Source organism: Hymenobacter terrestris (assembly GCF_013377905.1).
In the GTDB taxonomy this organism is placed as follows: Bacteria; Bacteroidota; Bacteroidia; order Cytophagales; family Hymenobacteraceae; genus Hymenobacter; species Hymenobacter terrestris.
The window spans coordinates 1-26602 of sequence record NZ_JABKAV010000044.1; the positions used below are offsets into that span (position 1 = coordinate 1).

Annotated in this window: 21 protein-coding genes and 1 pseudogene; 9 read left to right on the forward strand and 13 right to left on the reverse strand. The window is 59.3% G+C overall.

Going from position 1 to position 26602, the window contains the following annotated elements; genetic code table 11:
- From HW556_RS13235 to HW556_RS13250, 4 genes and pseudogenes are all read left to right on the forward strand, one after another.
- A pseudogene (locus tag HW556_RS13235) lies at window positions 1–557 on the forward strand (hypothetical protein); the annotation flags it as partial.
- Window positions 558–704: 147 nt separating this feature from the next.
- Window positions 705–1337, forward strand: a complete 633-nt coding sequence (locus tag HW556_RS13240) for a NeuD/PglB/VioB family sugar acetyltransferase (protein WP_176900572.1) — start codon at window positions 705–707, stop codon at window positions 1335–1337.
- Window positions 1338–1345: 8 nt separating this feature from the next.
- Window positions 1346–2293, forward strand: coding sequence for an oxygen-dependent tRNA uridine(34) hydroxylase TrhO (gene trhO, locus HW556_RS13245; RefSeq protein WP_176900573.1), 948 nt, complete (start codon window positions 1346–1348; stop codon window positions 2291–2293).
- A 174-nt stretch (window positions 2294–2467) separates the two neighbouring features.
- Entirely contained in the window at window positions 2468–3340 is an 873-nt protein-coding gene (locus tag HW556_RS13250; protein WP_176900574.1) for a nucleoside phosphorylase, read from the forward strand.
- A gap of 138 nt (window positions 3341–3478) precedes the next feature.
- Here the strand turns inward: HW556_RS13250 and HW556_RS13255 are convergent, their stop codons facing one another.
- Both HW556_RS13255 and HW556_RS13260 read right to left on the reverse strand, forming a co-directional pair.
- Window positions 3479–3778: a hypothetical protein gene (locus tag HW556_RS13255; RefSeq protein WP_176900575.1), complete on the reverse strand. Its 300-nt coding sequence runs from the start codon at window positions 3776–3778 to the stop codon at window positions 3479–3481.
- Window positions 3779–3876: 98 nt separating this feature from the next.
- On the reverse strand, window positions 3877–4905 hold the full coding sequence (locus HW556_RS13260; RefSeq protein ID WP_176900576.1) for an acyl-CoA reductase: 1029 nt from the start codon (window positions 4903–4905) through the stop codon (window positions 3877–3879).
- Between the two features lie 197 nt (window positions 4906–5102).
- Between HW556_RS13260 and HW556_RS13265 the strand changes: the two genes are divergently transcribed.
- Window positions 5103–5453: a 4Fe-4S binding protein gene (locus HW556_RS13265; RefSeq protein ID WP_176900591.1), complete on the forward strand. Its 351-nt coding sequence runs from the start codon at window positions 5103–5105 to the stop codon at window positions 5451–5453.
- Window positions 5454–5607: 154 nt separating this feature from the next.
- On the opposite strand, the gene HW556_RS13270 is transcribed toward HW556_RS13265, so the two are convergent.
- Window positions 5608–6771, reverse strand: a complete 1164-nt coding sequence (locus HW556_RS13270; protein ID WP_262890002.1) for an N-acetyl sugar amidotransferase — start codon at window positions 6769–6771, stop codon at window positions 5608–5610.
- Window positions 6772–6822: 51 nt separating this feature from the next.
- Window positions 6823–7740, reverse strand: coding sequence for a carbon-nitrogen hydrolase family protein (locus HW556_RS13275; RefSeq protein ID WP_176900578.1), 918 nt, complete (start codon window positions 7738–7740; stop codon window positions 6823–6825).
- 269 nt (window positions 7741–8009) lie between these two features.
- Between HW556_RS13275 and HW556_RS13280 the strand changes: the two genes are divergently transcribed.
- On the forward strand, window positions 8010–10649 hold the full coding sequence (locus HW556_RS13280; protein WP_176900579.1) for a valine--tRNA ligase: 2640 nt from the start codon (window positions 8010–8012) through the stop codon (window positions 10647–10649).
- Between the two features lie 636 nt (window positions 10650–11285).
- Here HW556_RS13280 and HW556_RS13285 read toward each other — a convergent pair.
- On the reverse strand, window positions 11286–12137 hold the full coding sequence (locus HW556_RS13285; RefSeq protein WP_176900580.1) for a hypothetical protein: 852 nt from the start codon (window positions 12135–12137) through the stop codon (window positions 11286–11288).
- Window positions 12138–12403: 266 nt separating this feature from the next.
- Between HW556_RS13285 and HW556_RS13290 the strand changes: the two genes are divergently transcribed.
- A complete protein-coding gene (locus HW556_RS13290; protein ID WP_176900581.1) occupies window positions 12404–14449 on the forward strand; it encodes a S9 family peptidase in 2046 nt (681 codons plus the stop codon).
- 139 nt (window positions 14450–14588) lie between these two features.
- Window positions 14589–17117 (forward strand): TonB-dependent receptor domain-containing protein, encoded by a 2529-nt coding sequence (locus HW556_RS13295; protein ID WP_176900582.1) that lies wholly within the window; start codon window positions 14589–14591, stop codon window positions 17115–17117.
- A 100-nt stretch (window positions 17118–17217) separates the two neighbouring features.
- Here the strand turns inward: HW556_RS13295 and HW556_RS13300 are convergent, their stop codons facing one another.
- The 3 genes from HW556_RS13300 to HW556_RS13310 all read right to left on the reverse strand — a co-directional run bounded on the left by HW556_RS13300 (window position 17218) and on the right by HW556_RS13310 (window position 20544).
- Window positions 17218–17421 carry a hypothetical protein gene (locus tag HW556_RS13300; RefSeq protein ID WP_176900583.1) on the reverse strand — a complete coding sequence of 68 codons (204 nt, stop codon included), beginning with the start codon at window positions 17419–17421 and terminating at the stop codon, window positions 17218–17220.
- A 144-nt stretch (window positions 17422–17565) separates the two neighbouring features.
- The gene (locus HW556_RS13305; protein ID WP_176900584.1) at window positions 17566–18942 is read right to left on the reverse strand and encodes a dihydrolipoamide acetyltransferase family protein; all 1377 of its coding nucleotides are present in this window, start codon (window positions 18940–18942) and stop codon (window positions 17566–17568) included.
- A 249-nt stretch (window positions 18943–19191) separates the two neighbouring features.
- On the reverse strand, window positions 19192–20544 hold the full coding sequence (locus HW556_RS13310) for a competence/damage-inducible protein A (RefSeq protein ID WP_317170524.1): 1353 nt from the start codon (window positions 20542–20544) through the stop codon (window positions 19192–19194).
- Window positions 20545–20649: 105 nt separating this feature from the next.
- Here HW556_RS13310 and HW556_RS13315 point away from each other — a divergent pair, with 105 nt between their 5' ends.
- The gene (locus HW556_RS13315) at window positions 20650–21423 is read left to right on the forward strand and encodes a DUF4197 domain-containing protein (protein ID WP_176900585.1); all 774 of its coding nucleotides are present in this window, start codon (window positions 20650–20652) and stop codon (window positions 21421–21423) included.
- Between the two features lie 82 nt (window positions 21424–21505).
- On the opposite strand, the gene HW556_RS13320 is transcribed toward HW556_RS13315, so the two are convergent.
- From HW556_RS13320 to lpxD, 5 genes are all read right to left on the reverse strand, one after another.
- The gene (locus tag HW556_RS13320) at window positions 21506–21865 is read right to left on the reverse strand and encodes a hypothetical protein (RefSeq protein ID WP_176900586.1); all 360 of its coding nucleotides are present in this window, start codon (window positions 21863–21865) and stop codon (window positions 21506–21508) included.
- A 107-nt stretch (window positions 21866–21972) separates the two neighbouring features.
- Window positions 21973–22605: an ABC transporter ATP-binding protein gene (locus HW556_RS13325; protein WP_176900587.1), complete on the reverse strand. Its 633-nt coding sequence runs from the start codon at window positions 22603–22605 to the stop codon at window positions 21973–21975.
- Between the two features lie 169 nt (window positions 22606–22774).
- Window positions 22775–23575, reverse strand: coding sequence for an acyl-ACP--UDP-N-acetylglucosamine O-acyltransferase (gene lpxA / locus HW556_RS13330; RefSeq protein WP_176900588.1), 801 nt, complete (start codon window positions 23573–23575; stop codon window positions 22775–22777).
- A gap of 109 nt (window positions 23576–23684) precedes the next feature.
- Entirely contained in the window at window positions 23685–25079 is a 1395-nt protein-coding gene (locus HW556_RS13335) for a bifunctional UDP-3-O-[3-hydroxymyristoyl] N-acetylglucosamine deacetylase/3-hydroxyacyl-ACP dehydratase (protein WP_176900589.1), read from the reverse strand.
- A gap of 140 nt (window positions 25080–25219) precedes the next feature.
- Window positions 25220–26260 (reverse strand): UDP-3-O-(3-hydroxymyristoyl)glucosamine N-acyltransferase, encoded by a 1041-nt coding sequence (lpxD, locus tag HW556_RS13340; RefSeq protein ID WP_176900590.1) that lies wholly within the window; start codon window positions 26258–26260, stop codon window positions 25220–25222.
- Window positions 26261–26602 lie beyond the last annotated feature (342 nt).

Below are 26602 nucleotides of genomic sequence, written 5' to 3' on the forward strand. Positions count from 1 at the left end.
TTCGGGTGTTGCAGCAGCTGGGACTGGCCCGGAACCGGCTGGTGCAGTTGGCGCTACTGCTGGGGCTGCTGGCCGGCGGGGGCTGGGCGGCAGGGGAGGTGAGCACGTTGTTCCGGCCAAACAAGTTCACCTCCCAGCTCCAGCGCAACTACACGGCCCTGCTGCGTGCTTCCGCCGACCGGCCCCACTTGCGCTACCCCGATCTGCAGCCTACTACCGAAAGCGTAGTGCGCCATGCGCCGCTGGCGGCTTTCAACACGCTGGCGCGCCCCTGGCCTTGGGAGGGCGACTCGGTGCGCTATGTGGCCGCCGGCCTCGAAAACCTGCTGCTGCTGGTGCTGCTGGGCATGGTTATAGTGGCCGTAGTGCGGGGCCACGCCGGCCGGTTGCCCTTTGCGCTTGTAGCGGCCCTGCTGCTCTACTGCCTGCTGCTGGCCGCCCTGCTGGGCCTCACCACGCCCAACCTAGGCACGCTCAGCCGCTACCGCACCACATTTCTGCCGTTTTTGCTGCTGCTGCTACTGCAAAACGACTACGTACGCCGTTGGCTGAAATAAGATGCTAGCCGTCACTTGCCAGGCGGGGCGTCATTCAGAGCGTAGCGAAGAACAACGCCCCGCCTGGCAAGTGACATCTCATCCTGTATCTTTGCTGTTTCGTTCTTAACTCATCATCGGCCGCCTTGCGGCCGTTTTTTAATAGATATGGAAAACCCCGTAATCATTCTGGGAGCCCAGGCCGTCGGTACTGCTGCCCTCGATGCCTTCCAGAGCAACGATGTAGTGGTGTACTGTTTGCTCGACGACGATGCCGCTCTGCAGGAAACCGAGCTCAATGATGTACCCGTAATGGGCAACACCGATGATAAGGAGTTGCTTAAACTCCTGGGTAAGAAGTGCGAGGTATTTGTGGCAACCGAAGATACCGCCAGCCGCCGCAGCCTTACCAACATGTTGCGCGAGGAGTATAGCGTGGCGCCCGTCAACGCCATTCATGCGCGGGCCAGTGTATCGGCTCATGCCTGGCTGGGCCACGGCAACCTCGTGGGCGCCAACGCCGTGGTAACCGGCACCGCCCGCCTCGGCGACGGCTGCATTCTGGGAGCCAACGCCGTAGTCGATGTAAAAGCCGAAGTAGGCGACTACGCCCAGTTGGGGGCTGGGGCCATTCTCAACGCCGGTGTAACGGTGGGCGAGCAGGCTTTCATCGGAGCCGGTGCGGTAATTGTAGCCGGCGTTAAAATCGGGGCTAAAGCTCGCGTGGGGGCCGGCTCGGTCGTGGTAGCCGATGTGGCCGCGGGCCAGACGGTGTTCGGTAATCCGGCCCAGAAAGTTTAAGCAGGAAAATGGAGTACCTCGTTCTACTTTATTACTGCTACACGCCGCTGGAGAATCCCGAGCAGTTCCGGGAGGAGCACCACCGGCTGTGCCTGCAGTTGAACCTGCTGGGCCGCATCATTGTGGCCCCCGAAGGCCTCAACGGTACCGTGTCGGGCCGCCGGGAAGATTGTGCGGAGTACATGCGGCTGGTGAAGGCCGACCCGCGTTTTGTGTCCCTCGAATTTAAAGTGGAAGAAGCCCCGGAGCATACGTTTCGGAAGCTGCACGTGCGCGTTAAGCCCGAAATCGTACATGTGGGCCTGCCCGCCATTCGGCCCTACGAGCGCACTGGCATCCATCTCTCGCCCGAGCAGTTCCGTGACCTCAAGGACCAGCCCGATGTGGTGGTGCTCGATGTGCGCTCCGACTACGAACACCGCCTCGGTCGCTTCAAAAATGCCGTGACGCTCGACATCGAAAACTTCCGCGAGTTTCCGGAGAAAGTAGCCGAACTGGCGCAGTACAAGGACAAGAAAATCCTGACCTACTGCACCGGCGGTATTAAGTGTGAGAAGGCCAGCGCCTTCCTGCTCGATCAGGGCTTCGACAACGTGTATCAGCTCCACGGCGGCATCATCAAGTACGGTTTGGAGGCCGGCGGCGAAGATTTCGAGGGCAAGTGCTATGTGTTCGATGGCCGCGTGGCCGTTGACGTGAACACGGTGAACCCTAGCATCGTCAGCCAGTGCCAGCACTGCCACACGCCTTCCGACCGCATGGTGAATTGCGCCAATCCGGAATGCAACGCCCACGTGCCGCTCTGCGAGGCCTGTGCCGAACAGATGGCCGGCGCCTGCTCGCCCACCTGCCAAACCCACCCCGCCAAGCGCCCCTACGATGGTACCGGTACCTACCCCAAACTCAGCAACCACTACAGCCCCGAACAGGGCCTTGTCTCTTATAAAAGGAGTTGAGAAATTCAGGGAGAACGTCATCCTGAGCGAAGCCGAAGCATCTCTACCGCCTCGTCGCGACCCATAAGATTACCATTGCGGTAGAGATGCTTCGGCTTCGCTCAGCATGACATTCTCCATAGCCTCTTGACTATTACTTATAAACTTTTCAACCCAAAAATTCCCCTCTCCCTCATGCCCATCGCCGATTCAGAATTCATCCTCAATAAAGACGGTAGCGTTTATCACCTCAACCTACTACCCGATCATATTTCCGATACCATTATTACCGTTGGTGACCCTGAGCGGGTGCCGAGCGTGAGTGAGCATTTCGATTCCATCGAAACCAAGATTCATAAGCGCGAATTCGTGACCCATGTAGGGTACTACAAGGGCAAGCGGATGGCCGTTATCAGTACCGGCATGGGTACCGATAACATTGATATTCTGATGAATGAGCTCGATGCGCTGGTTAACATCGATTTCGTGACCCGCGAGGTACGGCCCCAGGCCGAGCACATCAGCCTGCGCATTGTGCGGGTGGGCACCAGCGGCTCGCTGCAGGCCGATGTGCCGGTGGGCTCGTTGCTGGCCTCCGAGCACGCTGTGGGCCTCGATTCGCTTATGCAATTCTACCCGCTGGTAGAAACCGGTCTGGAAATAGAAGTGGCTCAAGGCATCCAGCAGGCTCTGCAGCTGCCCTACCGCCCGTACTGCGTGCGCGGCTCCGACCTGCTACGCGAGCAAATCGGCCACGACATGATTATGGGAAATACGCTTACTTGCCCCGGTTTCTACGGTCCTCAGGGCCGGGTGCTGCGCCTCGATCTGCGCATGCCCCACCTCATTGAGGCCTACCAGAACTACCGCTACCATAGCGCCGAGGGCGAATTCCGGCTCACCAATTTCGAGATGGAAACGGCTGGCTATTACTCGCTGGGCCGCATGTTGGGCCACGAGGTGCTCTCGCTCAACGCCATCGTGGCCAACCGCGCCACCGGCGAGTTTGCCACCAACTCCGACCAGATTGTAGGCGACCTGATCCAGAAAACCCTGGACCGCCTGTAAGCAGGACGGTTTACAGCCTAGGCGATACGTCCAGGTATTGTACAATTAGATAACGGCCCAACGCAAAGCCCACCCAACGGATATTGTTTGGGTGGGCTTTGTGTTGGGCCGTCAGTTTATTAATAGAACTGAATATGTTTAGCAAAAATCGAAACCCAGCACGCAGCGCAGGGGTAGGAAATTACCGGCTTTGAGCGTGAGGTAGTCCGCATCAGCGGCCCATATGGTGGTTTGCACTCGCTTAACGGCCCCATCGGCGGTGCGGAAGTAGATATTAACCTTGCCGTGGTGGGCATTGCCCAACGTGGTGGCCCGCTCGGCATAGTAGCGTCGGCTTTGCCGGGCGGCAGCAGTAGTCAGCACGTCCTGGGCTGCGAAACGGTACTCACGCAAAGACTCTTTGGCAACGGTTTGGGGAACTTGGGCTAGCGTAAGCATGGTGCAGAGATTGGTTTAAGGTGAGCCTAATCTACCTCCAGACTTATTAAAATACAATTAAAATGTAAATTTTAATGTCGATTTAACGACTTGAGCTCTCAGGTCAGGTCTGCCAGAAAAGCCATAGTGTCTACGCCGTCGGCGTAGTCGGCAAGGGCGGGATGCTGGGCCTGCCCGAAGGCAAAGGAGCCCGGATACTGCCCGCCGCCCGATACGAGGCACTGGGTTTGAGGGGCTGCATCGGTGAGCTGGTCGACCAGATCTACTTCGGTGGTGTAGGTGCTGTAATGCAGCACCGAAATGGGCGACACGAGCCGGGCGCTTTCGGTGAGCAGCAGGAAGCCCGAGTCGAGGTGAGGCACGGCATTGACGAGCAGGATGCTCTTGTTATAGTCGTAGTTGTTCTGGTAGCGGTTGTGGTGCAGCACGTGCTGCCAGGGCTGCAGGGCATCGAGCAGCAGTGGGAAACTGTAGCCGGTGGGCGCGTATACCTTGCTCACGTTGCGGCATCCTAAGCCGTAGTAGCGGAAAATGTCTTCGCCCAGCAGACCCAGCTCGTGGGGCGTTTCGCGGCCCGTGAGCACGGCTAGGCTGGTGCGGTTACGCCGGATAATGTGGGGCTTCTTGCCAAAATAGTACTCAAAGTAGCGGGCCGTGTTGTCGGAGCCGGTGGCAATGAAGGCATCGGCGGCATTAAGGCGCTCAGCGAGCTGCACGGCGTCAGCGAAGCGGGGCTCGATGGTGGTGAGCTCATTTAGCACCCAGCGCATGAGCAGCGTATCGTCGGAGCTGAGCTTGGCCAGCAGGCGGTGGCCGCTGAGCAGCACGCACAGCGCGTCGTGGAAGCCCACCAACGGGATGTTGCCGGCCATTACCACGCCTACCAGCCGAGGAGTTGGGTCGGGCTCGGGGGGGTAGCGGGCGGCCCAGTGGCGCAGGGGCTCCTCGCGCAGCATATCGGCTATGCCTTCGAGGGCAGCGCGCACGTTGGGCGCGTCAAACCAGGGATTATTGTTGCGGGCCCGGATAAAAAGTTCGGTTAGCTCTTCGGCCTGGGCCGGGGAAAGTAAAGCGGCGAGGCGCTGGCCCAGGGCCACAAAAGCGGCAAGGCGGTCGGCGTGCGTCATGGAAAGGCAGAGATGAAAGAGCAGGAGAGAAAGAAAAACGGCCGGCAAGTGCGAAAAACAATATCGGCGGCCCGAAATTACATAGCATATATCAAGGGGTGTACGGGTAATCCCTACTTTTGCCTTTGCGTATCCTGTCTTCGGCCGCTTACGTACCTTACCTACCCGATTTTCTCTTCCTAACGATTCCCGAGGCTATGGCCATCATGATAACCGACGAGTGCATCAACTGTGGTGCCTGCGAACCGGAATGCCCTAATACCGCTATTTACGAGGGCGGCGCCGCCTGGCGCTGGGCCGACGGCACCACGTTGAAGGACGTGCAGCTCGACGGCGGCCAGACTGTGTCGGGCGTAGCGCCCCAAACCCCCGTGTCCGACGAGTACTACTACATCGTGTCGGATAAGTGCACCGAGTGCGTAGGCTTCCACGAGGAGCCCCAGTGCGCCGCCGTATGTCCCGTTGACTGCTGCGTAGACGACCCTGACTACCGCGAATCGAGGGAGAAACTGACTGCCAAGCAGCAGTGGCTGCATCAGGTGGCCTAAAAAGACTGCGTGCTCAGCACAGCATCAACCGAAGCGCAAAGCCCCTGACATCCGTATTGGTGTCAGGGGCTTTGCGCTTCGGTTGGTTCTATGACGCTGAAAGAAACGAATGAGCCTAGCTGTCTACCGGGTATTTCAGCCTCACCTGCGCGGCTTAGGTGCCGCAATTAAAGTACTTATCGTGGGCTGATTCGGGGATGAGGCGGAACTGGCTGAGCAGCTTGATAGGCCAGCGCAGGCGACGGATAAGGGCGTAGTTGTTGGGGTAGGAGCGAAAGGTGGTAGGCGGCGTAGCCACAATTTGCTCGAACTCCTCGCGGCTCAGACCTAGGCGCTTAATGCAGAGGTTGATTACCTTCTCATCCTCGATACTGTTGACGTGGCGCACCTTCTCCAACGCATTCGGGCGGCTCATCTGGCCCGAGCGCACCAGCGCCGAGTAGTTGAACAGTCGCCGGTCGATGTTGAACTTGGTGCGGTTGAGGTAGTAGATGACGCTCTGGTAAAGGTCGTCGAAGTAGTGCGCACCGGGGTTCACCCAATCAAGCTCCTTTTGCAGCAGCTCATCCACATCGGCTCGCACATAATCAACGTGATAGAGCAACGTGACGGTTTTGATGCGGCGGATGAAGGCGTAGTAGAACATCTCCTTTACATCGAGGTGGAAGCCCGGGTCGGCGGGTTTCCAGGGGCGTAGCGGTACCGTGCCGAACTGCTTGTGCACGGCCTTCAGGTACTTGCCGTCGAGGTAGTTCCAGCTTAGCGGTGCAATGCCCTCGGTCCGGAACGACTGGCCAATAATGATGCGCTGAATACCTTCCTTAGCAGCTACGCCGTACAGGGCCGTGGCAATACCCACGTCGGTGCCTTCCTCCATATCGGGCACTGAGGCCTTCAGAAAGGCAATTTTGAGGTCCTTAGATTCGCGCCAGTCGGAGGTGATGGTGCGCATTTCTACGCCCAGCTTGCGGCAGGCCTTGGCCATGTTTTCACCGGCTATAGGATTGCCGAAACCGTCGTTGAAATGCACGGCCAGCGGGCGCAGCCCCAGCTTTATTACGCAGTACCAGAGTGTAAACGACGAGTCGCGGCCCCCGCTAACGCCCAGCACGCAGTCGTAACGTTTGCCCCGGCCGTGGCGCTTTATATCGGCCGTTAGCAGCTTTACGTGCCGTTCGCCGGCCTCGCCCAGCGGGCAGGCGTGGTCCATTTTGTCGTGCAGCTTGCAGAAATTACACTCGCCCCGCGCATCGAAGTTGATGCCGGGTACGGTAGTATCCATAATGCAACGGCTGCATTGCTGGTAAGGGTCGGCCATTCGGAAGCGCTAAGGAGAGTTGAAACGAGAAACAGGTGTGAGGCCGGGCGTTTAATGGCCGGAAGCAGGCAGCTCATCAAACCGGAAGCCCTTCCGGGCCAGCATCTGCCCGATTTGAGTGCCCTGCTCGGCGCGCACCGGCCGGGGCAAATCGGCCACCACGAGCTGGCCGGCAAACTCGTTGAACACACCCTGAGCCCGGATGCCGCCCGCATCAACGGCCAGCGAGCAGCCGATACTCTTCTTGCCCTCGTAGGGTCCGCCCACGATGTAGCCCACCGATGTGGTGCCTACCACGCTCACGTTATACAACTGAGCCAGAATAGAATAAGGTTTGATCCACTTCTCGTCGTAGGGGTCGTGCTCCTCCGTAATGGAGTAGTCCACCGTCCAAGACGAAGGTGAGAGGATGAACTCGGCGCCCATGCGGGCCAGCGTGTGGCCGATGGCCAGGCCGTCGAGGAAGTTGTCGGCGCAGATGTTGACGCCGATTTTGCCCAGCGGCGTATCCACCACATTCAGCGTCTGGCCCACGGCGTAGAAGGGGAGTTCTACTTGAAGCAGGTTGATTTTATGGTATTTGCAGATGATGTCGCCGGCCGGATTGATAAGTAGGGCGGCGTTGTAGTTGCGGCCGTCGGGGGCGCGCTCGGTGAGGCCGGCGCACACATAAAGGCCGTGCTGGCGGGCTGCCTGGCAGAGGCGGTCGGAATACAGGCCGGGGATGGGCTGGGCCTCCGTGAGGGCGCTGGGGTGCGTCCAGGCGAAATCGAGGGTTTCGGGCAGCAGCACCAGTTCGCAACCCTGGGCGGCGGCATCGGCCACCATCTGCTCGGCCCGGACCAGGTTGCGCTCGGGTTCCCCGCCTTCAACCAGCAGCTGGCCCAGGCCCACGCGCAACGAACCGGCAAACGTGGGGGCCGCATCAACGGGTGCAATAGCAGCCGGCGCGGCGCTGGCTGTCAGCAAGGCAGACTGGGAAGCCGAAGATCTGCGGAGCGAAAAGAAGGCCATAGGCGGGTGGCGGATACAAAAGAAGGACAGTAGCACGGTGCAAAGCGAGTTCTGATCGTAAGCGCCACACTAAAATGTGCTAGTCAAGCACCAAAAATAAACAATGAATACCGATGCAACAGTGCTGAGAGTTATAAATAACGTCGTGCGGCGGCCTGACTTCCGGCCCCGGCCCGAAATAGCTACTTTTGCGCCCGTATCCGCTCCTGTTTTTACTCCGACCGATGACCATCGCCAAAACCTACACGCCCGCCGACGTTGAAGCCAAATGGTACCAGCGCTGGCAGGAGCAGGGCTTTTTCAAAGCCAAAGCCAACCCCCGCAAGCAGCCCTACTCGGTCGTGATTCCGCCGCCCAACGTAACGGGCGTGCTTCATATGGGCCATATGCTCAACAATACCATTCAGGATGTGCTGGTGCGCCGCGCCCGCATGCAGGGCTTCGAGGCCTGCTGGGTGCCCGGCACCGACCACGCCTCCATTGCTACCGAGGCTAAAGTAGTAGCCTTGCTCAAGGAGCAGGGCATTGAGAAAAAGGACCTTACCCGCGAGCAATTTCTGGAGCACGCCTTCGCCTGGAAAGAAAAGTACGGCGGCATCATTCTCGAGCAACTCAAGCAGCTGGGCGCCTCCTGCGACTGGGACCGGACCCGCTTCACGATGGAGCCGGCCCTGACCGACGCCGTGCTGCGCGTGTTCGTGGACCTGCACCAGAAGGGTCTCATTTACCGCGGCGTACGCATGGTAAACTGGGACCCACTGGGCCAGACCGCTTTGTCGGATGAAGAAGTGCTTCCGAAGGACGTAATGGCCAAGATGTACTATCTGCAATATGAGGTGGTAGGGCAGGAGGGACAGTTCCTGACCGTGGCTACCTCCCGGCCAGAAACTATTATGGCGGACGTAGCCGTGGCCGTCAATCCCAACGACCTACGCTACACCCACCTACACGGCGCGAAAGTGAAGATTCCGCTGCTGGGCCGCGAAATTCCGGTAATTCTGGACGAGTACGTGAGCATCGACTTTGGAACGGGGGCGCTGAAGGTGACGCCGGCTCACGATTTGAACGACTACGAGCTGGGGGTGAAGCATAATCTGCCCGTCATCGACATCCTCAATAACGACGGCACGCTCAACGAAAAAGCCGTGCTATATGTGGGGCAGGAGCGGTTTGCGGCCCGCCGCAACATCGTGAAGGACTTGGAGGAAGCCGGCCACCTGGTGAAGGTGGAGGAGTACGCCAGCATCGTGCAGACCTCGGAGCGCACCAAGGCCGTAATCGAGCCGCGGCTGAGCATGCAGTGGTTCATGAAAATGGAGCACCTGGCCAAGCCGGCACTGGAGGTAGTGGAGAATGATACGGTGCAGCTGCATCCGGCCAAGTTTAAGAACACCTACCGGGTATGGATGGAGAACGTACGCGACTGGTGCATTTCGCGCCAGCTGTGGTGGGGCCAGCAGATTCCGGCCTACTACCTGCCCGACGGCACCTACGTGGTGGCTCTCACGCCCGACGAGGCGCTGGCCCAGGCCCGCCGCCAGACCGGCAACGAAGCGCTAACGGTAGCCGATTTGCGCCAGGATGAGGACGTACTCGATACCTGGTTTTCGTCGTGGCTGTGGCCGATTTCGGTGTTCGATGGGTTTGCCGACCCCGACAACGCCGATGTCAACTATTTCTACCCGACCAACGACCTCGTAACCGGCCCCGACATCCTGTTTTTCTGGGTGGCCCGCATGATTATGGCCGGCCTGGAGTTCCGCAAGGAAGTGCCGTTTAAAAACGTGTACCTGACGGGCATTGTGCGTGACACCCAGGGCCGTAAGATGAGCAAGCAGCTCGGCAACTCGCCCGATCCGCTCGACCTGATTGCCCAGTTCGGAGCCGATGGCGTGCGCACTGGCATGCTGTTCTCGGCCCCGGCCGGCAACGATTTGCTCTATGATGAGAAGCTGGTGGAGCAGGGCCGCAACTTCACCAACAAGCTCTGGAACGCCTTCCGCCTAAGTAAGGGCTGGGAAGTGGATGCCGAGTTGCCTTTCGTGAACGACAAGGCCGTGGAGTGGTTCGGGGCCCGTTTGCAGGCCGCCATTGCTGAGATGGACGAGCACTTCGCCAAGTTCCGGATTTCGGATGCGCTGATGACGGTGTACAAGCTGGTTTGGGACGATTACTGCTCGGTGTATCTGGAGATGATAAAGCCCGCCTACCAGGCCCCCATCGACCCCGAAACGCTGCGCCACACCAGCGCCTACCTCGAAACGCTGCTGCGCCTGCTGCACCCATTTATGCCCTTCATCACGGAGGAAATCTGGCACGAATTGAAGGAGCGCGGCCCGAAAGAGTACGCCTGCGTAGCCGCTTGGCCTAAGCCCCAGGCCGTGGCCGACGCGCCCGCGCTGCTAGCGCGCATGGCCCAGGCGCTGGAAATTTTGGGCGGTGTGCGCACCATCCGCAACCAGAAGGGCCTCGGTCCCAACAAGCCCCTCACGCTGGCCGCCAAAACCGCCGACGCTGGGCTACAAACCCTGCTCACTGATTACGCTGGCATCATTCGCAAGCTAGCCGCCCTCACCGATATTTCGGTGGTGGAAGCTGCTCCGGCGGCGTCCGTGGGTTTCGTGGCCGGCGGGGCCGAGTTCTTTGTGCCCCTCGAAGGCCAGATTGACCTTGGGGTTGAAAAGGAGCGCCTCACCAAAGAGCTGGAATACGCCCAGGGCTTCCGCGACTCGGTGGGAAAAAAGCTGAGCAACGAGAAGTTCGTGGCCAACGCCAAGCCCGAATTGGTGGAGCGCGAGCGGCAGAAGCTGGCCGATGCCGAAGCCCAGATTGCCGCACTGGAGCAGCAGCTGGCAGGTTTGTAGACTGAGCAGTTAAACACGAACGGCCAGTTGCTCCTTCAGCAACCGGCCGTTCGTGTTTAACTGGGATTTTGGGGTGTTGGGCGAAGGTGAAGGATATTTTCGCGACAGTACCATAATTGGATGTGGTTAAAAGATTCCTCCTCGCCCTTGCACGTTGCCTGTGCTTGGCTGGTCAGGCGTGGGCGGGCCCAGCGCCCGCGCCGATAGTATGCTCTGGCAATTGACCAACTTACGCCCTGACACCAGCCGGGTAAATTGGCTAATGATGCTGGCCTGGAATCGGACCAACGGCACTCCCGTGGGGGCAATCCGTTATGTGCAACGGGGCCGGCGGCTGGCCCACGTTGCCGTACCGTATTCTGCAGGAGGCTGTGCAGAATGTGCCGCGCCACGCCGAAGCCACGGAACTGTCATGCAGTTGCTGGGCACCGTCACCCACCTGACGCTGAAGTGAAGGCCCACCCGCTCGTCTCGTCATTTGGTATCCGCACCGATATTACTACCAGCTTAATGAGCGCAAAAGACTGGCCGTGCTCGACTATATAAAGGCCAAAACGCCTACGTTGACCAGCAGATTGTCCCGGTGAAGGTACTGGGGCAGCAGCTGGCTGCGTTAAAGAATGATGGCGGCTGGTTTTAAGATTTTAGAAGGCTGGTGGCGGGGCGGTTCAGTCGGTTGTAGCCGTAGGCCACCAGCAGCACGAACAGGCCCGCCGACACGCTCAGCAGCACATTATAGTACTTGGGGGCCGTTAGCGAGAGGCGGATGATGACCGTTGCCAGGGCGAACGAGGAGTAGCGGAACAAGTGTAAGTACAGGGTGCTGTAGCGCAGGGATATAATCAGAATCAGGATGTCGGTGAAAATCAAAATCGTGTAGAAGCGACCCAGCAGGTTGTGGTACTGGCCGGAGTAAACGAAATCGGCCAGCGAGTAGAGGCCGGTGGCCAGAAAAGCGAACAGCAGCAGCGAGGCAACTAGCTTTTTGAGGCGCACAAAATCCTGTTGCTCCTCAACCGAGCTCGTAATGCGGGTGTGCTGCTGGATGCGGTAGAAGAGGCCAATGATGAGGAAGATGGCCACTGCCCCCAGCGCATCGGTGAGAATGGGCAGCAATTCGAGCAGGATGGCCGTGTCCCAGGCCAGTTCCACCGGCAGATGGCCCAGCTCCTTGAACGACTCGCGCAACAGAATCAGCGAAACCACTTCGAACTGCTTGCCCACCGAATCGGCCACCGAGTGCGAGAGCGTGAAGATGAGGCTGGTTATTTCGCTTATCAGCAACACGCTAAAAGCCAGCTCTACGGCGTAAAACCGCCTCACCGGATAGTTTAGCAGGCCGTAGTAACTTAGCAGACTGATAATTATACCCCCCACGAAGGCCACGGTAACTAAGTTGCTCGTCAGCTTGGCGGCCCGTAGCGAATGCCATTTACGCTCCGTCGTGTCGTACCAAGTAAGCCAGTCTTGCGGATACTTTTCGAGCATGAGTTGAGGGGATGACGACGGGTTGACACTGGATTTCAGGTACCTACCTCATTAAACAAACCAGGCAGGCCCTGCATAAGTTAAATGGCCACTCTGCCCGCAAACTCACCGAATCCCTGGTTTAGCGGTACTTTGGCTGGCCGCCGAGTGGCGGTATTCTTCTTCTTGTCTGCTCCGCAACGAAGCATTCGTCGTTACTGCTACCTGCCGGTCTTCTGCTGCATTTCGCGCTACCCACCATTTGCGCCCAAACTCCTGCCTTCTTTATGTCTAAACCACCCATTGCGGCTATCAAAGCCCACGCCCTCGTCTCGCCCTTCGGTACCCGCACCGATAACTATTACTGGCTCAATGAGCGCGAAAGCCCGGAAGTCCTCGATTACCTGAAAGCCGAAAATGCCTATTTCGACCAGCAGATGGCTCCGGCTAAAGGCCTCGAGGAGCGGCTGTTTCAGGAGATGAAAGGCCGCATCCGCGAGCAGGACGAGTCGGTGCCCTTCCGCGACAATGGCTACTACTATTACGTGCGCTTCGTGGAGGGCGGCGAGTACCCAGTTTACTGCCGCAAGCCGGGCAGCCTGGAGGCCACCGAGGAAGTATTGCTCGATGGCAACGCGCTCAGCCAAAACCACGAGTACTATCATATCGGGGGCCTGGAAGTAAGCGACGACAACCGCACGCTGGCTTACTCAGAAGATACCGTGAGCCGCCGTCTGTACACGCTGCGCTTCCGCAACCTCGAAACCGGGCAGCTTTACCCGGAAGCCATTGCTAACACCAGCGGCAGTGCCGTGTGGGCCACCGATAACCAGACGGTTTTCTATACTCGCAAAGACCCCGATACGCTGCTTGACTATCAGCTTTGGCGCCACAGACTGGGCACCGACCCGGCCCTCGACGAGCTGGTGTACGAGGAAATCGACACGGCCTTTTACCTGCACGTGCACCGCTCCAAATCGCGCGAGTACGTGTTTCTGAGCATCGGTAGCACCATGTCGGCGGAAGTGCGGTACCTGAGGTCCGATGCACCGCAGGCCGGGCTGCAGGTGTTTCTGGCCCGCGAGGATGACCATTTGTACGAAGTGGAGCACTTCGGCCCCGATTTCTACGTGCTTTCCAACGATGCCGCGCCTAATTTTCAGCTGCTGAAAACGCCTGCTACCGCTACGGCCAAGGCGAATTGGCAGGTGGTGGTAGCGCACCGCGAGGAGGTTTTTCTGGAAAACATGGAGCTGTTCCGGGAGTACCTGGTGCTGGGCGAGCGGCAGGAGGGGCTGCTGCGGCTGCGCGTTATTCGCTGGGCCGACGGGCAGGAGCACTACCTGGCCTTTGGCGAGCCCACCTACACGGCCGCCATCAGCATCAACCCCGAGTTCGATACGCCCGTGCTGCGCTACGGCTACTCCTCGCTCACCACACCCACGTCCACTTTCGACTACGACATGGACACGCGCGCCAAAACGCTGCTGAAGGAGCAGACCGTGTTGGGCAGCTTCCGCAAGGATGACTACGTGACGGAGCGGCAGTACGCCCCGGCCGCCGATGGCACGCTGATTCCGCTGTCGATTGTGTACCGCAAGGGTTTCGAGCGCAACGGAAAAGCGCCGCTGTTGCAGTACGCCTACGGCTCGTACGGCCTTTCGATGGACGCCACATTTAGCGCCAGCCGGCTGAGCTTACTCGATAGGGGCTTTGCATACGTCATCTGCCACATTCGGGGCGGGCAGGAGCTGGGGCGGCAGTGGTACGAGGGGGGCAAGAAGCTGCGCAAGATGAACACGTTCACCGATTTTACCGACTGCTCCCAGTTTCTGATTGCCGAAAAGTATACCTCGGCCGACACCCTGTTTGCCATGGGCGGCTCGGCCGGCGGCTTGCTGATGGGGGCCGTGCTTAACCTGCACCCCGAACTGTATAAAGGGGTAGTAGCGGCCGTGCCCTTCGTGGACGTGGTAACGACCATGCTCGACGAGAGTATTCCGCTGACCACCGGCGAGTATGACGAGTGGGGCAACCCCAATCAGCAGCAGTTCTACGACTACATGCTTTCGTACTCGCCCTACGACAATGTGCGCGCCCAGGCCTACCCCAACCTGCTCGTCACCACTGGTCTGCACGACTCGCAGGTGCAGTATTTCGAGCCCGCGAAGTGGGTAGCTAAGCTCCGGGCCAACAAAACCGACCGCAACCTGTTGCTGCTGCACACCGACCTGAGCGCCGGCCACGGCGGGGCCTCTGGCCGCTTCCAGAGCCTGCGCGACACGGCCCGCCACTATGCCTTTATGCTCCTATTATTAGGCGCGAGGCAATAGAGGCTGTGGGGTGAAGCTGGGCCACACGTGCGCTTTGGGTCTGTCCGAAAATAATCTTGGCTGGCCGTGCCACTTGGTGCATAGTGGCGTGTCTATATCCCGGTTCGTTGGTTTTTGCGGCGGCCTTTTTAGCTCAGAAATGAAAAAAACCTTATTGCTGTTGGCCCTGAGTGGTTCGGCAGCCACAGCATTGGCTCAGGCCCCGGCCGGCTCGGGCCGCCCCGCTGGCCAGGTACAGGCAGAGGCCGGTACCGGCCGCGTTACCGGCACCGTTATCGATGCCGCTACCAAGCAGCCCGTGCCCTACGCCACGGTGGTGCTCCTGAGCCCCGCCACCGGCAAAGCCGTCGATGGCACCTCGGCCGATGATAATGGTAAGTTCAGCATCCCGCGGCTGCGGGCGGGCACCTACACGGTGCAAGTCAGCTTCATCGGCTACAAGAACTTCGAGAAGCCCGGTGTCGTCATCACCGATGCTGGCAATGCGGTCAACGTGGGCAGCCTCTCCATCGAAAGCACGGCCCAGGCCCTGAAGGAAGTGGTGGTAGAAGGCCAGCGCGCCCTGATTGAGGAGAAGGTAGACCGCACGGTGTACAACGCCGAAAAAGACGAAACCACCCGCGGCGGCGACGCCACCGACGTGCTGCGCCGCGTGCCCCTGCTCAGCGTCGACTTGGATGGCAACGTAAGCCTGCGTGGTTCCAGCAACATACGGGTGCTCATCAACAACCGCCCGTCCACCATCTCGGCCAACAGTATTGCCGACGCGCTCAAGCAGATTCCGGCCGATCAGATTAAGAGTGTGGAGGTGATTACCTCGCCCTCGGCCAAGTACGACGCCGAAGGCTCGGGCGGCATCATCAACATCGTCACCAAGCAAAATAACCTGCGCGGCTTCACGCTCGACACCCGCATCAGTGCCGGCTCGCGCAGCAGCAACCTAGGCCTGAGCGCGGCCTACCGCACCGGCAAAATGGGCTTCTCGTTTAATGCTGGGGGTCGTGGCCAGTACAACACGCCAGGCCGCTTCGAGAACGAGCAGCTCATATATCAGCTGCCAGCCAACAACGACCCCGCCAACCGTACTGCTTTTAGCCACTCGGTGCAGCAGGCCGATACGCGCCAGAACAACGTGTTCGGGCGCTATTCGCTGGGCTGGGACTACGAAATCAACAAGCTCAACTTTGTGGCCGCCTCGGTGCAAATCGGTCAGCGCGACGGCACCAACTACCAGGACGATTTGCGCTCGGTCAGAACATTCTTCACTGCTAAGGGCGATTCGGTAGTCAGTGACCTGCGCGATGTGAAGGTGCTCGATAACTCGATTACACTGGATGCTACGCTCAGCTACACGCGCACCTTCGAGAAGCCGCGCCAGGAGTTTAGCGTGCTGGGCCAGTACAGCCGGAACGTGCGCACCAACAACTTCACTAACGCCATCCGTGAGGGGAATGGAGCAGGTAACTTTATACGCAACATCAACGATAGCTACAACGAGGAGTATACGCTGCAGGTTGATTATGTAACGCCCATCAAGGAAAACCAGATTCTCGAATTCGGCGCCAAGGACATCATCCGACGCGTTAACAGCGACTATGCTACGCTGGAAAACGGCGTGCCCCTGCCAGGTCGGGGCCTTTCGAACATCTTCACCTACGACCAGAACGTGGCCGCTGCCTATGTGGCCTACACAGCTACGCTGCTCAAGAACTACACCTTCAAACCCGGCGTCCGCTACGAGTACACGACCATCAACGCCGACTTTGAAAAAGATCGGGCAGCTTCCATTCCGTCGTACAGTGTACTGGTGCCCAGCCTCAACCTTTCGCGCAAGCTGGCCAACGGCAACCTGGTGAAAGCGGCCTACAACCGCCGGATTCAGCGGCCGTCACTGCAATTTCTCAATCCCAACCGTCAAGCCTCCAATCCGTTGTTGCCTACTGAAGGTAATCCCGAGTTGCGCCCCGAGTACACCAACAACTACGAACTGGCCTACAATACGTTTGTTAAACAGACTTCGCTCAATTTCTCAGTGTTTGCCCGTAACACCACCGAATCCATCCAGCCTGTGCGCACAACCAGCGGCGACACCATTATCACTAGTTATGACAACATAGGCACCGAAAATGCCTATGGGGGTAGCCTGAGCGCCAATGTCAATATCAACAAGAAGTTCACCCTCAGCGGCGGCACCGATGTGTTTTATGCCGTGCTCGACAATAACTCCGACAGACTCGAGCTGGCTGCTAGCAACTCGGGTTGGGTAGCCAGCGGCCGCCTGAATGCCACCTACACCTTCGACAACGGCTGGGGATTCCAGAGCTTTGCCTTCTACCGCGGCCGGCAGGTGCAACTGCAGGGGTATCAGGGTGGTTTCGGCATTTATAGTCTGAGTGTGAAAAAGGACTTCGCCGAAAAGCGCGGCTCGTTCGGCATCGGCGCCGACAACTTCTTCACGCCCGAGTTCAAAATCCGCAACCGCATCGAGTCGCCGGTACTCGACCAGAACAGCGTGAACGTGCTTCGCCGGGCTGGCGTCCGCGTCAACCTAAGCTACCGCATCGGCAAGCTTACTACCGAGCAACGGCCCACCCGCCGCCGCCGCGCCATCAGCAACGACGACCTGAAGGAAGGCGGCAGCGGCACCGACACCGGCGGCCAGCAGTAAGTAACCCGCCGTTCTGAGGAAAAAGGAATCTGGGTCAGGTCATCGAACAATGTAGTTCGATGACCTGACCCAGATTCCTTTTTCCTCAGAATGACAGCCTCTACTTCTCCCGCAAACTGTCGGGTATGGGGCCGCGCTTGATTTGGCTGAGCTTGTTCTGGAGCTGAAAGGTGACAATCTCGCAGTCCTGGAATTTCTGCTCGGCCCGCTTTAAAGCCGTTTCCGTGTTGGTCAGGCGCTGGTAGAGGAACAGGATGAGGCCGAGCGCAACGAGCAGCGCCGCCAGGGGCAGGTATTTTTTCATGAAGAAGAATAACGAGTAAGAGGCCGCAGGCCAGATTAGGACAGACGACCAAACCAACCGGCAGGCAAAAGTAAGCTTAGACCACCGAAAAGGCCCCGCCGTGGTAACACGGCGGGGCCTTTTCGGTGGTCTGGGCGCTAAGCACTAGATGCTCGTATTCGGGTCGAACTGCTCCAGGTAGTCGGCCACGCGACGCACGAACATGCCGCCGAGCGAGCCATCGACCACGCGGTGGTCGTAGCTGTGGCTCAGGAACATGAAGTGGCGTACACCAATCAGGTCGCCCTGGGGCGTCTCGATAACGGCAGGCTTCTTCTTAATAGCGCCCACGGCCATGATGGCCACCTGCGGCTGCATGATGATGGGCGTGCCCATCACGTTGCCAAACGAGCCGACGTTGGATACGGTGTAAGTGCCGCCTTCCAGGTCTTCGGGCTTAAGCTTGTTGTTACGGGCGCGGTTGGCCAAATCGTTCAGCTTCTTGCTCAGACCGTTGAGGTTGAGCTGGTCGGCATTATGAATAACCGGCACGATGAGGTTGCCCGAGGGCAGGGCCACGGCCACGCCAATATTGATGTCGCGCTTCTTGATGATGTAGTCGCCATCGATGGAAACGTTAATCATCGGGTAGTCCTGGATGGCGCGGGCAATGGCCTGGATGAAGATAGGCGTGAAAGTTAGGTTCTCGCCTTCGCGCTTCTTGTAGCCATCCTTGTGCTTGTTGCGCCAGTTCACGATGTCGGTCACGTCGGCCTCCACGAAGCTCGTTACGTGGGGCGAAATGCGCTTCGAGTCCACCATGCGCTGGGCAATCATCTTGCGCATGCGGTCCATCTCAATCAGCTCCTGCCCACCACTGATGGAAGGCACGGCTTTGGTCGAAACAGCAGCAGCAGCTTGGGGCTTAGCGGCGGCCGGAGCCGGAATTGGCGCGGCGGCCGGGGTAGCGGCTGAGGCTGAAGCAGCCGGAGCGGCAGCCTGCGGCGTGAGCGGCTGCTTGCCGCCGGAAACGTAATCGAGAATGTCTTTCTTGGTGACGCGGCCCTCGTTGCCGGTGCCGGGCAGGTACTCCAGGTCGCTCATGCTGATGCCTTCCTCGCGGGCGATGCTCATTACCAGCGGCGAGTAGAAGCGACCGGTCTGGGGCTGGGCGGCACCAGCGGCCGGGGCCGTTTCGGCGGGTACGTGGGGCACCTGGGCGGCGGCCGTAGCGGCGCCGTTGTCGGAAGCAGCGGGGGCGGCCGGGGCAGCTGCCGGGGCCGGAGCACCAGCGTTGGCGGCATCGGTTTCAATCACGGCGATGGGCGCGCCCACGGCCACTACCTGGCCTTCCTCCACCAGAATTTCCTGCAGAATGCCTGCGTGCAGGGCCGGAACTTCGGTATCAACCTTGTCGGTGGCCACTTCCAGCACCGATTCATCCTGCTCGATGGCGTCGCCTACTTGTTTGAGCCATTTGAGAACGGTGCCTTCCATGATGGATTCGCCCATCTTGGGCATCGTCATTTCCATTCGTGCCATGCGGTCGGGGTAATATAAAGGTGGGTGGGGTGGGGTTTGGTGGTGCAAAGGTAACCAGAACTCGCAATGCGAAGAATCGGCAGACGAGGGAACGGGTGACTCGGTGGCTGAATCTGTAAATAAAGGCCTGTCATGCTGAGCGAAGCCGAAGCATCTCTACCTCTGACTAACCGAAGCCATTGCAACGAAGCGGTAGAGATACTTCGGCTCCGCTCAGCATGACGTTCCCTCATTCACCGAGTCACCAAATCACTCCTGTATCCCGCCCGGCAGGCTCAGTCGCAACAGGTTCAGGGCGGTGGTGGCGGTGAACTCCAGGTTGAGCTGGCGGCCGCGGTCGAAGCTGATTTGCTTGGTAACGGTACGATGGGCATCGGCGTAGGCTACGCAAATGGTACCTACGGGCTTTTCGGGCGTGCCACCATCGGGGCCGGCAATGCCACTGGTAGCCAGGGCTACATCAACGCCCAAGCGGCGGCGCAGGCCTTCGGCCATTTCGGCTACCACGGCTTCGCTCACGGCACCATGGGCAGCCAGCGTTTCGGCCTGCACGCCCAACTCGGCCATTTTCAACTCATTGGAGTACGCCACTAGGCTGCCCTGGTAGTAGCGCGAGGCGCCCGGTACGCTGGTGAGGCGGTGGGCCAGCAGGCCGCCGGTGCAGCTTTCGGCTGTGCCCACGGTCAGCCCACGCTCCATCAAAAGCTGGCCCACTACTTCTTCCAGCTTGATTTCGCCCTCGGCGTAAACATGGGTGCCGAGTAGCCGGCGCAACTCGGGTAATAGCGCCTCCATGCGGGCCAGTAGGTGGGGCTGGCCATCGTCCTGGCCCGTCAGGCGCAGGCGTACTCCTCCCAGGTAAGGCAAGTAGGCCAGCTTCACATAGGGTGGCAGCGCCGTTTCCCAGTCCTCAATCTGCTGGGCCAGAAATGACTCGCCCAATCCCACTGTCTGCACCACGATGTGCTCGATGGCGGGCGTCTGGAAGTGGGCCCGCAGGCGCGGCAGCACCTCGTGAGTCATCAGGTACTTCATTTCATGAGGCACGCCGGGCATGCTCACGAACACCACGCCGCCATCTTCGAACCACATGCCGGGTGCCGTACCCACGGCGTTGTGCAGCACCTGGCAATTGGCCGGCACCATGGCCTGCTGGCGGTTTACTTCCAGCATGGGCCGGTTATAGCGGGCGAAAATCCCCTCTACGTGGCGCAGTACATTTTCATCAAGCACTAATTCTGTACCGAAATAGCGGGCCAGCACGTGCTTGGTTAAGTCGTCTTTGGTAGGGCCGAGGCCGCCCGTCATCAGCACCACGCGGGCCCGCTGCCGGGCTTGGTCGAGGGTGGCCACGATTTCATCGGCCCGGTCGGATACGCTCGTAATCTGGCGTACGCGCAGCCCCAGTTTGCCCAGTTCCTGGCCCATAAAGGCCGAATTCGTATCGATAACCTGCCCGTAGAGCAGTTCATCGCCAATGGTCATAATCTCAATATCAGGTACCATGCGAAAGGAAAGAGGGAAGTAGTCAGGAGGAAAGGTGCGGAAGGCAATGCCTGGCGGCGCGAAGGTAGCAGACGAAGCCGCATCCGGCCGGCGCATAAAGCCCGGGGGTGGCTTCGGAGTTTTGCTTTTTGGCTTTTCCAACTGACTTTAAGTTTGGTCCGGTTTGTGCAAAACCCGCAGCATAACCGCTTCCTTTACGCCATGAAAAACCGCTCTTTCCTCGCGCTGCCCTTCTTGCTGCTGGGCCTGCAATTGCCCGCCGCTGCTCAGTTCCGTTTCCCCAAGCTGGGCGAAATCTTTAAAACCCTGCCCGCCCCCACTACCCGCGCCGGTACCACTACTACCGGTACGGGCGCCGGCATCGGCAACCTAAGCCAGGACGAGGCCGCCCGCGGCCTCAAGGAGGCCCTCACGCTGGGTATTAGCAAAGGTGCCGACCAAGCCTCGAAGACCGATGGCTTTTACCTCAACCGCCTTATCCGCATTCCGTTCCCGCCCGATGCCCAGCGCGTAGCTACCACACTCCGCACGCTGGGCCTGGGTAGCCAGGTAGATAAGTTTGAACTGACGCTGAACCGCGGGGCCGAACAGGCCGCCCAGAGCGCCAAACCCATCTTCCTGACGGCCATCAAAAGCCTCACGTTTAAAGACGTGTGGGGTATCCTGACGGGCGAGAAGGACGCGGCCACCAACTACCTCAAGCGCACCACCACCGCCCAGCTCACCACTGCCTTCCAGCCCATTATGGAGCGCAGCCTCGGCCAGGTGGGTGCCACCAAGTACTACACCGACCTGACGACCCGCTACAACCGCATCCCGCTGGTTACGCCCGTTCAGACTGACCTCAACCAGTACGCCACCGGCAAGGCCATCGATGGCCTGTTCACGCTCGTGGCCCAGGAAGAAGCCAACATTCGTGAAAATCCGGTGGCCCGCACCACTGAGTTGCTTCGCCGCGTTTTCGGCCGGAGGTAGAGGGCGGCTGAAACAGTAAAAAGCCTGTCATCCTGAACTGAACTCAGGATGACAGGCTTTTTACTGTTTCAGCCGCGCGCTGCTAGTCGTAGTCGGAGTTGCGGCCGCTGTTACGGGAGGAGCCGGAGGAGCCGTACTCGTCGTTCTCGTCGTCGGAAAAGTCGTTGTCGTCCAGGTCGTCGAGGGAGGTAAACTTGCCACTGCTTTCGGGGTCGTTACCCGCTTCGGCCTCATCGAACTCGTCCTCGCTCATGTTGGCCAGGTCCAGCGCCTCATCATGGGAGGAACCAGTGTCGCGCCACATCAGGTAATCGGCGTATTTGGCTGCGAGGCGTTCCTCGGCCGAGCCGTGGTTTTTGCTGCCGCCGGCTTTGGCGAAATTGTCCAGGGCATCGTCGTCGCCAAAAAGGTCGTCGTCGTCGAAGTCGTCGTGCTGTGTCATGGCCTTGTGAGGGGCAGGAAAGGATGAAACGGATTGAGCTGCAAAGATACGCGACGGAACCTTGTCAGGTTCCGTTCAGCTCACCAGTTTGAATTGTAAAAAGCCGCTCAGCGTGCCGCCTGGGCCCCGAAATCGGTAATCAGTAGTTGCTGCTCGCAGAAGTCGTACTCCTCGGGCACGTTGCTTGATACGAGCACCGTGCGGCCGGGCAGCGTGGCCGCTATATGCTCGCGGTACCAGGCTACGCCGGTGCGGTCGAGGTTGGTGGTCGGCTCATCGAGCAGGAGCAGCGGGGCATCGGCATACAGGGCCAGGGCCAGCTTGAGGCGTTGCTTCATGCCGCTCGAAAAGTCCCGAATCAGCTTATGGCGCGACTTTTCGAGGTACATCAGGCGCACCAGTTCGTCACTCGTCATACCCGGCCGCAGGGGCTTGAAGCGGGTGTGAAACCGGATCAGCTCGGTCAGGCTCAGCTCTTCAATCAGTTCCAGATAGGGCGCGGCGTAGGCCAGCCGTTGTGGCACATCTTCCACGGCCACGGCCTGACCTTTCTCTTGGTACTCCACCGTGCCGTGGGTGGGCAGAATCTGCCCCGAAAGCGTGTTGAGCAGGGTACTCTTTCCGGCCCCGTTCGGCCCCAGAATGGCCGTGGCTGAGCCCGCTGCAAACGTGTGGGTCAGCTCCCGGAAAATCCATTCCCGCGCAAACCGCTTGCTTAGTCCGGTAGCCGTAATCTGCATTCGTTTTGGAAGGACGGGTGATGGTAAGTAAGCGCGACGTAAGAGCAGGACAAGCCCTCGCCCGCCGTTAGGAGCCGTTGAACGGCCGCGCCCGGGTACATCCTACGGACTCGTTCAACGGCGTGCGGGGGCAAGCTCCGCCCCTACGGCGTGCTTTCAACCCAAAATACTACTCGCCGTTGCCGTTGGAGCCGCGGCCGTAGCCTTTAATGACGCCGCGGCCCGAGTTGCGGATGAAGTTGACTACTTCGTCGCGCTCGGGGGAAGGGGCCAGCTCCAACTCAATCTGGTCGAGGGCAGCGGCATTGTTCAGGCCGCTCATGAACAGCAAGCGGTAGAGCTGCTGGATTTCGGAAATCTTTTGATCCGAAAAGCCCCGGCGGCGAAGCCCGATGCTGTTGATGCCGGCGTAGCTCAGCGGCTCTCGTCCCGCCTTCACGAAGGGCGGCACATCCTTGCGAATCAGCGAGCCGCCCGAAATCATGGCGTGCTGGCCGACGCGCACGAACTGGTGAATGGCCGATGAGCCCCCGATAATGGCATAGTCGCCGATTTCGACGTGCCCAGCTACCTGCACGGTGTTGGCCAGAATGCAGTTGTCGCCGATTACGCAGTCGTGAGCCACGTGCACGTAAGCCATCAGCAGGCAGTTGCTGCCAATCACGGTTTTCAGCCGGTCCACGGTGCCGCGGTTCACCGTCACGCACTCCCGAATCACGGTGTTGTCGCCGATGTGTACAGTGGTTTTCTCGCCGGCAAATTTCAAATCCTGAGGCTGGGCAGCAATAACGGCACCCGGAAAAATCCGGCAGTTTTTGCCAATCCGGGCCCCGGCCATAATCGTGACGTTAGGGCCAATCCAGGTGCCTTCCCCGATTTCCACGTCCTTGTCAATGGTCGTAAACGGCTCCACTACCACGTTCTGGGCAATGATGGCCTCGGGATGAATATAGGCGAGCGGCTGGGTCATTCGATTTTAATTAGTAATCAAGAATTAGTAACTAAGAATTTCCCTGTTGGCTCAAGTAGCGCACAAAGCAGCGAATTTTTCATCCTTAATTACTAATTGCTAATTCAGATTAATTGTTCTTCTTCACAATACTGGCCGACATTTCGGCTTCCATCACTACTTTACCATTTACGTAGGCCTTGCCGCTCATCTTGGCAATGCCCCGCTTAATGGGTGCTGTCAGTTCGCACTTGAAGATGAGGGTGTCGCCCGGCTTCACCATGCGGCGGAAGCGGCAGTTTTCGATGCCTAAAAAGTAGGTCCAGTAGTTTTCAGGGTCGGGCACGGTATTGAGCACCAGGATGCCGCCGGTCTGGGCCATGGCCTCAATCTGGAGCACACCCGGCATCACGGGGTTGCCGGGGAAGTGGCCGGTGAAGAACTGCTCGTTGAAGGTGACATTCTTGACGCCCGTTACCGTGGTGGCATCGAGGTGAATGATCTTGTCAATCAGCAGGAACGGGTAGCGGTGGGGCAGGGTGGCGGCAATCTGGTTGATGTCCATCACCGGCTCGCGGCTCGGGTCGTAGGTCGGGATGGGGCTGGTGTGGGCCTCCATCATCTTCTTCTTGATGCGCTTGGCGAAGGCCACATTGGCCGCGTGCCCGGGGCGGGCGGCCAGAATCTGGCCCTTCAGCGGCCGGCCCACCAGGGCTAGGTCGCCTACCAAATCGAGCAGCTTGTGGCGGGCGGGCTCGTTTTTATAGCGCAAATCCACATTGTTGAGGATGCCTTCCTTCTTGACGGCTACCTTGGGCTTGCCCAGCATCGTGGCCAAGTCGTTCAGCTCGTCGTCGCTCACCACGCGGTCAACCACCACAATGGCGTTGCTCAAGTCTCCGCCCTTGATGAGGTTGGATTTGTAGAGGGCCTCCAGCTCGTGCAGAAAGCAGAACGTGCGCGACGAGCCGATTTCGGCGGCAAACTGGGTGATGTCGGTGAGTGAGGCGTGCTGGGAGCCCAGCACCGGCGAATTATAATCCACCATCACCGTAAGGCGGTAGTCGTTAAGCGGCAGGGCGGCTATTTCCACCGAGCGGGCGTTATCCACGTAGCGGATTTCGCTCGGAATCTCATAGTAGTTACGCAGCGCGTTCTGTTCCTCAAAGCCGGCTTCCTGCAGCGGCTTGATAAACTCGAAGCTGGAGCCATCCATGATGGGCGGCTCGGGGCCATCGAGTTGAATAAGCACGTTGTCAATCTGCAGGCCCACCAAAGCGGCCAGGGTGTGCTCCACGGTGTTCACGCGGGCACCGTTCTGCTCAATGGTCGTGCCGCGTGATAAATCTACCACGTTGTCCACATCGGCATCCACGATGGGCTGGCCGGGCAAATCGACGCGCTGAAACTTGTAACCGTGGTTGACGGGGGCCGGACAAAACGTCATCGTGGCCACCACTCCCGTATGCAGCCCAATCCCGCTAACCGTAACGGGGGCCTTGATGGTGTGTTGCTTATCGTTCATTTAAAGGAGCTAGCAGCTGAGGAAGCTAGAAGCTAGAAGAAATTCGGTTGTAGAGGCTGAGAGCGGTAAAATAAGGACAGAGCAGCCAGCGGATTCTACCATCTGGCTTGCTTGGCTTTTAGCTCCTTTCGGCTGCAAAGTTAGTGCTTTTCCGGCGGCTGGGCTTGCTGTTCGAGTAGGCGCAGGCGGCGCTCGAGTTCGGGTAGATGCCGGAAAATGGCGTTAGCGCGCAGGCTGTCGCGCAGGCCAAAGGCCGGTGAACCCTGGAGTAGCACGCCTTCCTGCTTGATGGATTTGCCGACTCCCGACTGGGCCGTAACGGTAGTGCGGTTGGCCAGCGTGAGGTGGCCGGCCATGCCTACCTGGCCCGCCAACACGCAGAAATCCCCGATTTTGGTGGAACCCGATACGCCCGTCTGCGACGCAATAACCGTGTGCCGGCCGACCTCAACGTTGTGGGCCAGCTGCACCAAGTTGTCGATTTTGGCACCCTCGCGGATAATGGTAGAGCCCAGCGTGGCGCAGTCGATGGTGGCGTTGGCGCCGATGCTCACGTTGTCTTCGAGCACCACATTGCCGATTTGCGGAATGGTGCGGTAGGAGCCGTCGGGCTGGGGCGCAAAGCCGAAGCCGTCGGAGCCAACAACGGCGCCGGCGTGCACCGTGCAGCGCTGGCCAATTACGGTTTCGGCGTAGATTTTAGCCCCGGCATAGAGGATGGTGCCGTCGCCGATTTTCACCCGGTCGCCGATGAATACGTGCGGAAAAATCACCACGCCTTCGCCAATCTCGCAGTTTTCGCCGATGTACGAAAAGGCTCCGCGGTAGTGGTCAGCCCCGATACTAGCGCTGGCGGCCATATAGGCCGGCTCCTCGACGCCGCGCTTGCCGGTGCGGCTGGCCTGCTGGTAGAACTCCAGCAGGGCCGTGAAGCTGGTATAGGGGTCGTCGACGCGGATGAGGGCGGCTAAAACGGGCTTTTTTAGCTCTAAGTTGCGACTCACAATCACCACCGTGGCCTGGGTAGTGTAGAGGTGGGGCTCGTACTTCAGGTTCGACAGAAACGAGAGCGAGCCGGCCTGGGCTTCCTCAATCTTAGCCAGCCGGTTTACGGGCTGGGCTGCATCGCCCTCCACGGTGCCCTGCAGAACTTCGGCTATCTGACCTACGGTGAATTCCATGAGGGCAAAAGTAGTAGTTAAGGATTAGTGGTCTGCAGTTGACGGCTGGTGTTGGGCTACAAGGCAAAACCGGACGTCATGCTGAGCCGTGGCGGAGGCATAGCTTAAGTGCCTTGACCGCAATGGTAATCTTACTGTTAGCCTGGTTTGGCAACGAAGCGGTAGAGATGCTTCGGCTCCGCTCAGCAAGATGTTCTCTCACCAATCCTAGTGCTACGGCTTACGTCTTTCAGCATGCTGTAGGGTCGGGTGGGTCTTCCCCCCCCCCCCCCCTCTTCTTCCCCAAGTTGTTTTTTTAAATAAAATTTGCACGCCGGGAGGGGAGCGAGCGACCAACCCGCC

Coding starts and splice junctions, on each gene's coding strand:
- HW556_RS13285 (WP_176900580.1), bottom strand. CDS start 12,137: ATGCTCGAAAAGTATCCGCAAGACTGGCTTACTTGGTACGACACGACG.
- HW556_RS13240 (WP_176900572.1), top strand. CDS start 705: ATGGAAAACCCCGTAATCATTCTGGGAGCCCAGGCCGTCGGTACTGCT.
- HW556_RS13255 (WP_176900575.1), bottom strand. CDS start 3,778: ATGCTTACGCTAGCCCAAGTTCCCCAAACCGTTGCCAAAGAGTCTTTG.
- HW556_RS13325 (WP_176900587.1), bottom strand. CDS start 22,605: ATGCAGATTACGGCTACCGGACTAAGCAAGCGGTTTGCGCGGGAATGG.
- HW556_RS13300 (WP_176900583.1), bottom strand. CDS start 17,421: ATGAAAAAATACCTGCCCCTGGCGGCGCTGCTCGTTGCGCTCGGCCTC.
- HW556_RS13315 (WP_176900585.1), top strand. CDS start 20,650: ATGAAAAACCGCTCTTTCCTCGCGCTGCCCTTCTTGCTGCTGGGCCTG.
- HW556_RS13335 (WP_176900589.1), bottom strand. CDS start 25,079: ATGAACGATAAGCAACACACCATCAAGGCCCCCGTTACGGTTAGCGGG.
- HW556_RS13295 (WP_176900582.1), top strand. CDS start 14,589: ATGAAAAAAACCTTATTGCTGTTGGCCCTGAGTGGTTCGGCAGCCACA.
- HW556_RS13270 (WP_262890002.1), bottom strand. CDS start 6,771: ATGGCCGACCCTTACCAGCAATGCAGCCGTTGCATTATGGATACTACC.
- lpxA (WP_176900588.1), bottom strand. CDS start 23,575: ATGACCCAGCCGCTCGCCTATATTCATCCCGAGGCCATCATTGCCCAG.
- HW556_RS13250 (WP_176900574.1), top strand. CDS start 2,468: ATGCCCATCGCCGATTCAGAATTCATCCTCAATAAAGACGGTAGCGTT.
- HW556_RS13265 (WP_176900591.1), top strand. CDS start 5,103: ATGGCCATCATGATAACCGACGAGTGCATCAACTGTGGTGCCTGCGAA.
- lpxD (WP_176900590.1), bottom strand. CDS start 26,260: ATGGAATTCACCGTAGGTCAGATAGCCGAAGTTCTGCAGGGCACCGTG.
- HW556_RS13290 (WP_176900581.1), top strand. CDS start 12,404: ATGTCTAAACCACCCATTGCGGCTATCAAAGCCCACGCCCTCGTCTCG.
- trhO (WP_176900573.1), top strand. CDS start 1,346: ATGGAGTACCTCGTTCTACTTTATTACTGCTACACGCCGCTGGAGAAT.
- HW556_RS13305 (WP_176900584.1), bottom strand. CDS start 18,942: ATGGCACGAATGGAAATGACGATGCCCAAGATGGGCGAATCCATCATG.
- HW556_RS13310 (WP_317170524.1), bottom strand. CDS start 20,544: ATGCGCCGGCCGGATGCGGCTTCGTCTGCTACCTTCGCGCCGCCAGGC.
- HW556_RS13280 (WP_176900579.1), top strand. CDS start 8,010: ATGACCATCGCCAAAACCTACACGCCCGCCGACGTTGAAGCCAAATGG.
- HW556_RS13260 (WP_176900576.1), bottom strand. CDS start 4,905: ATGACGCACGCCGACCGCCTTGCCGCTTTTGTGGCCCTGGGCCAGCGC.
- HW556_RS13320 (WP_176900586.1), bottom strand. CDS start 21,865: ATGACACAGCACGACGACTTCGACGACGACGACCTTTTTGGCGACGAC.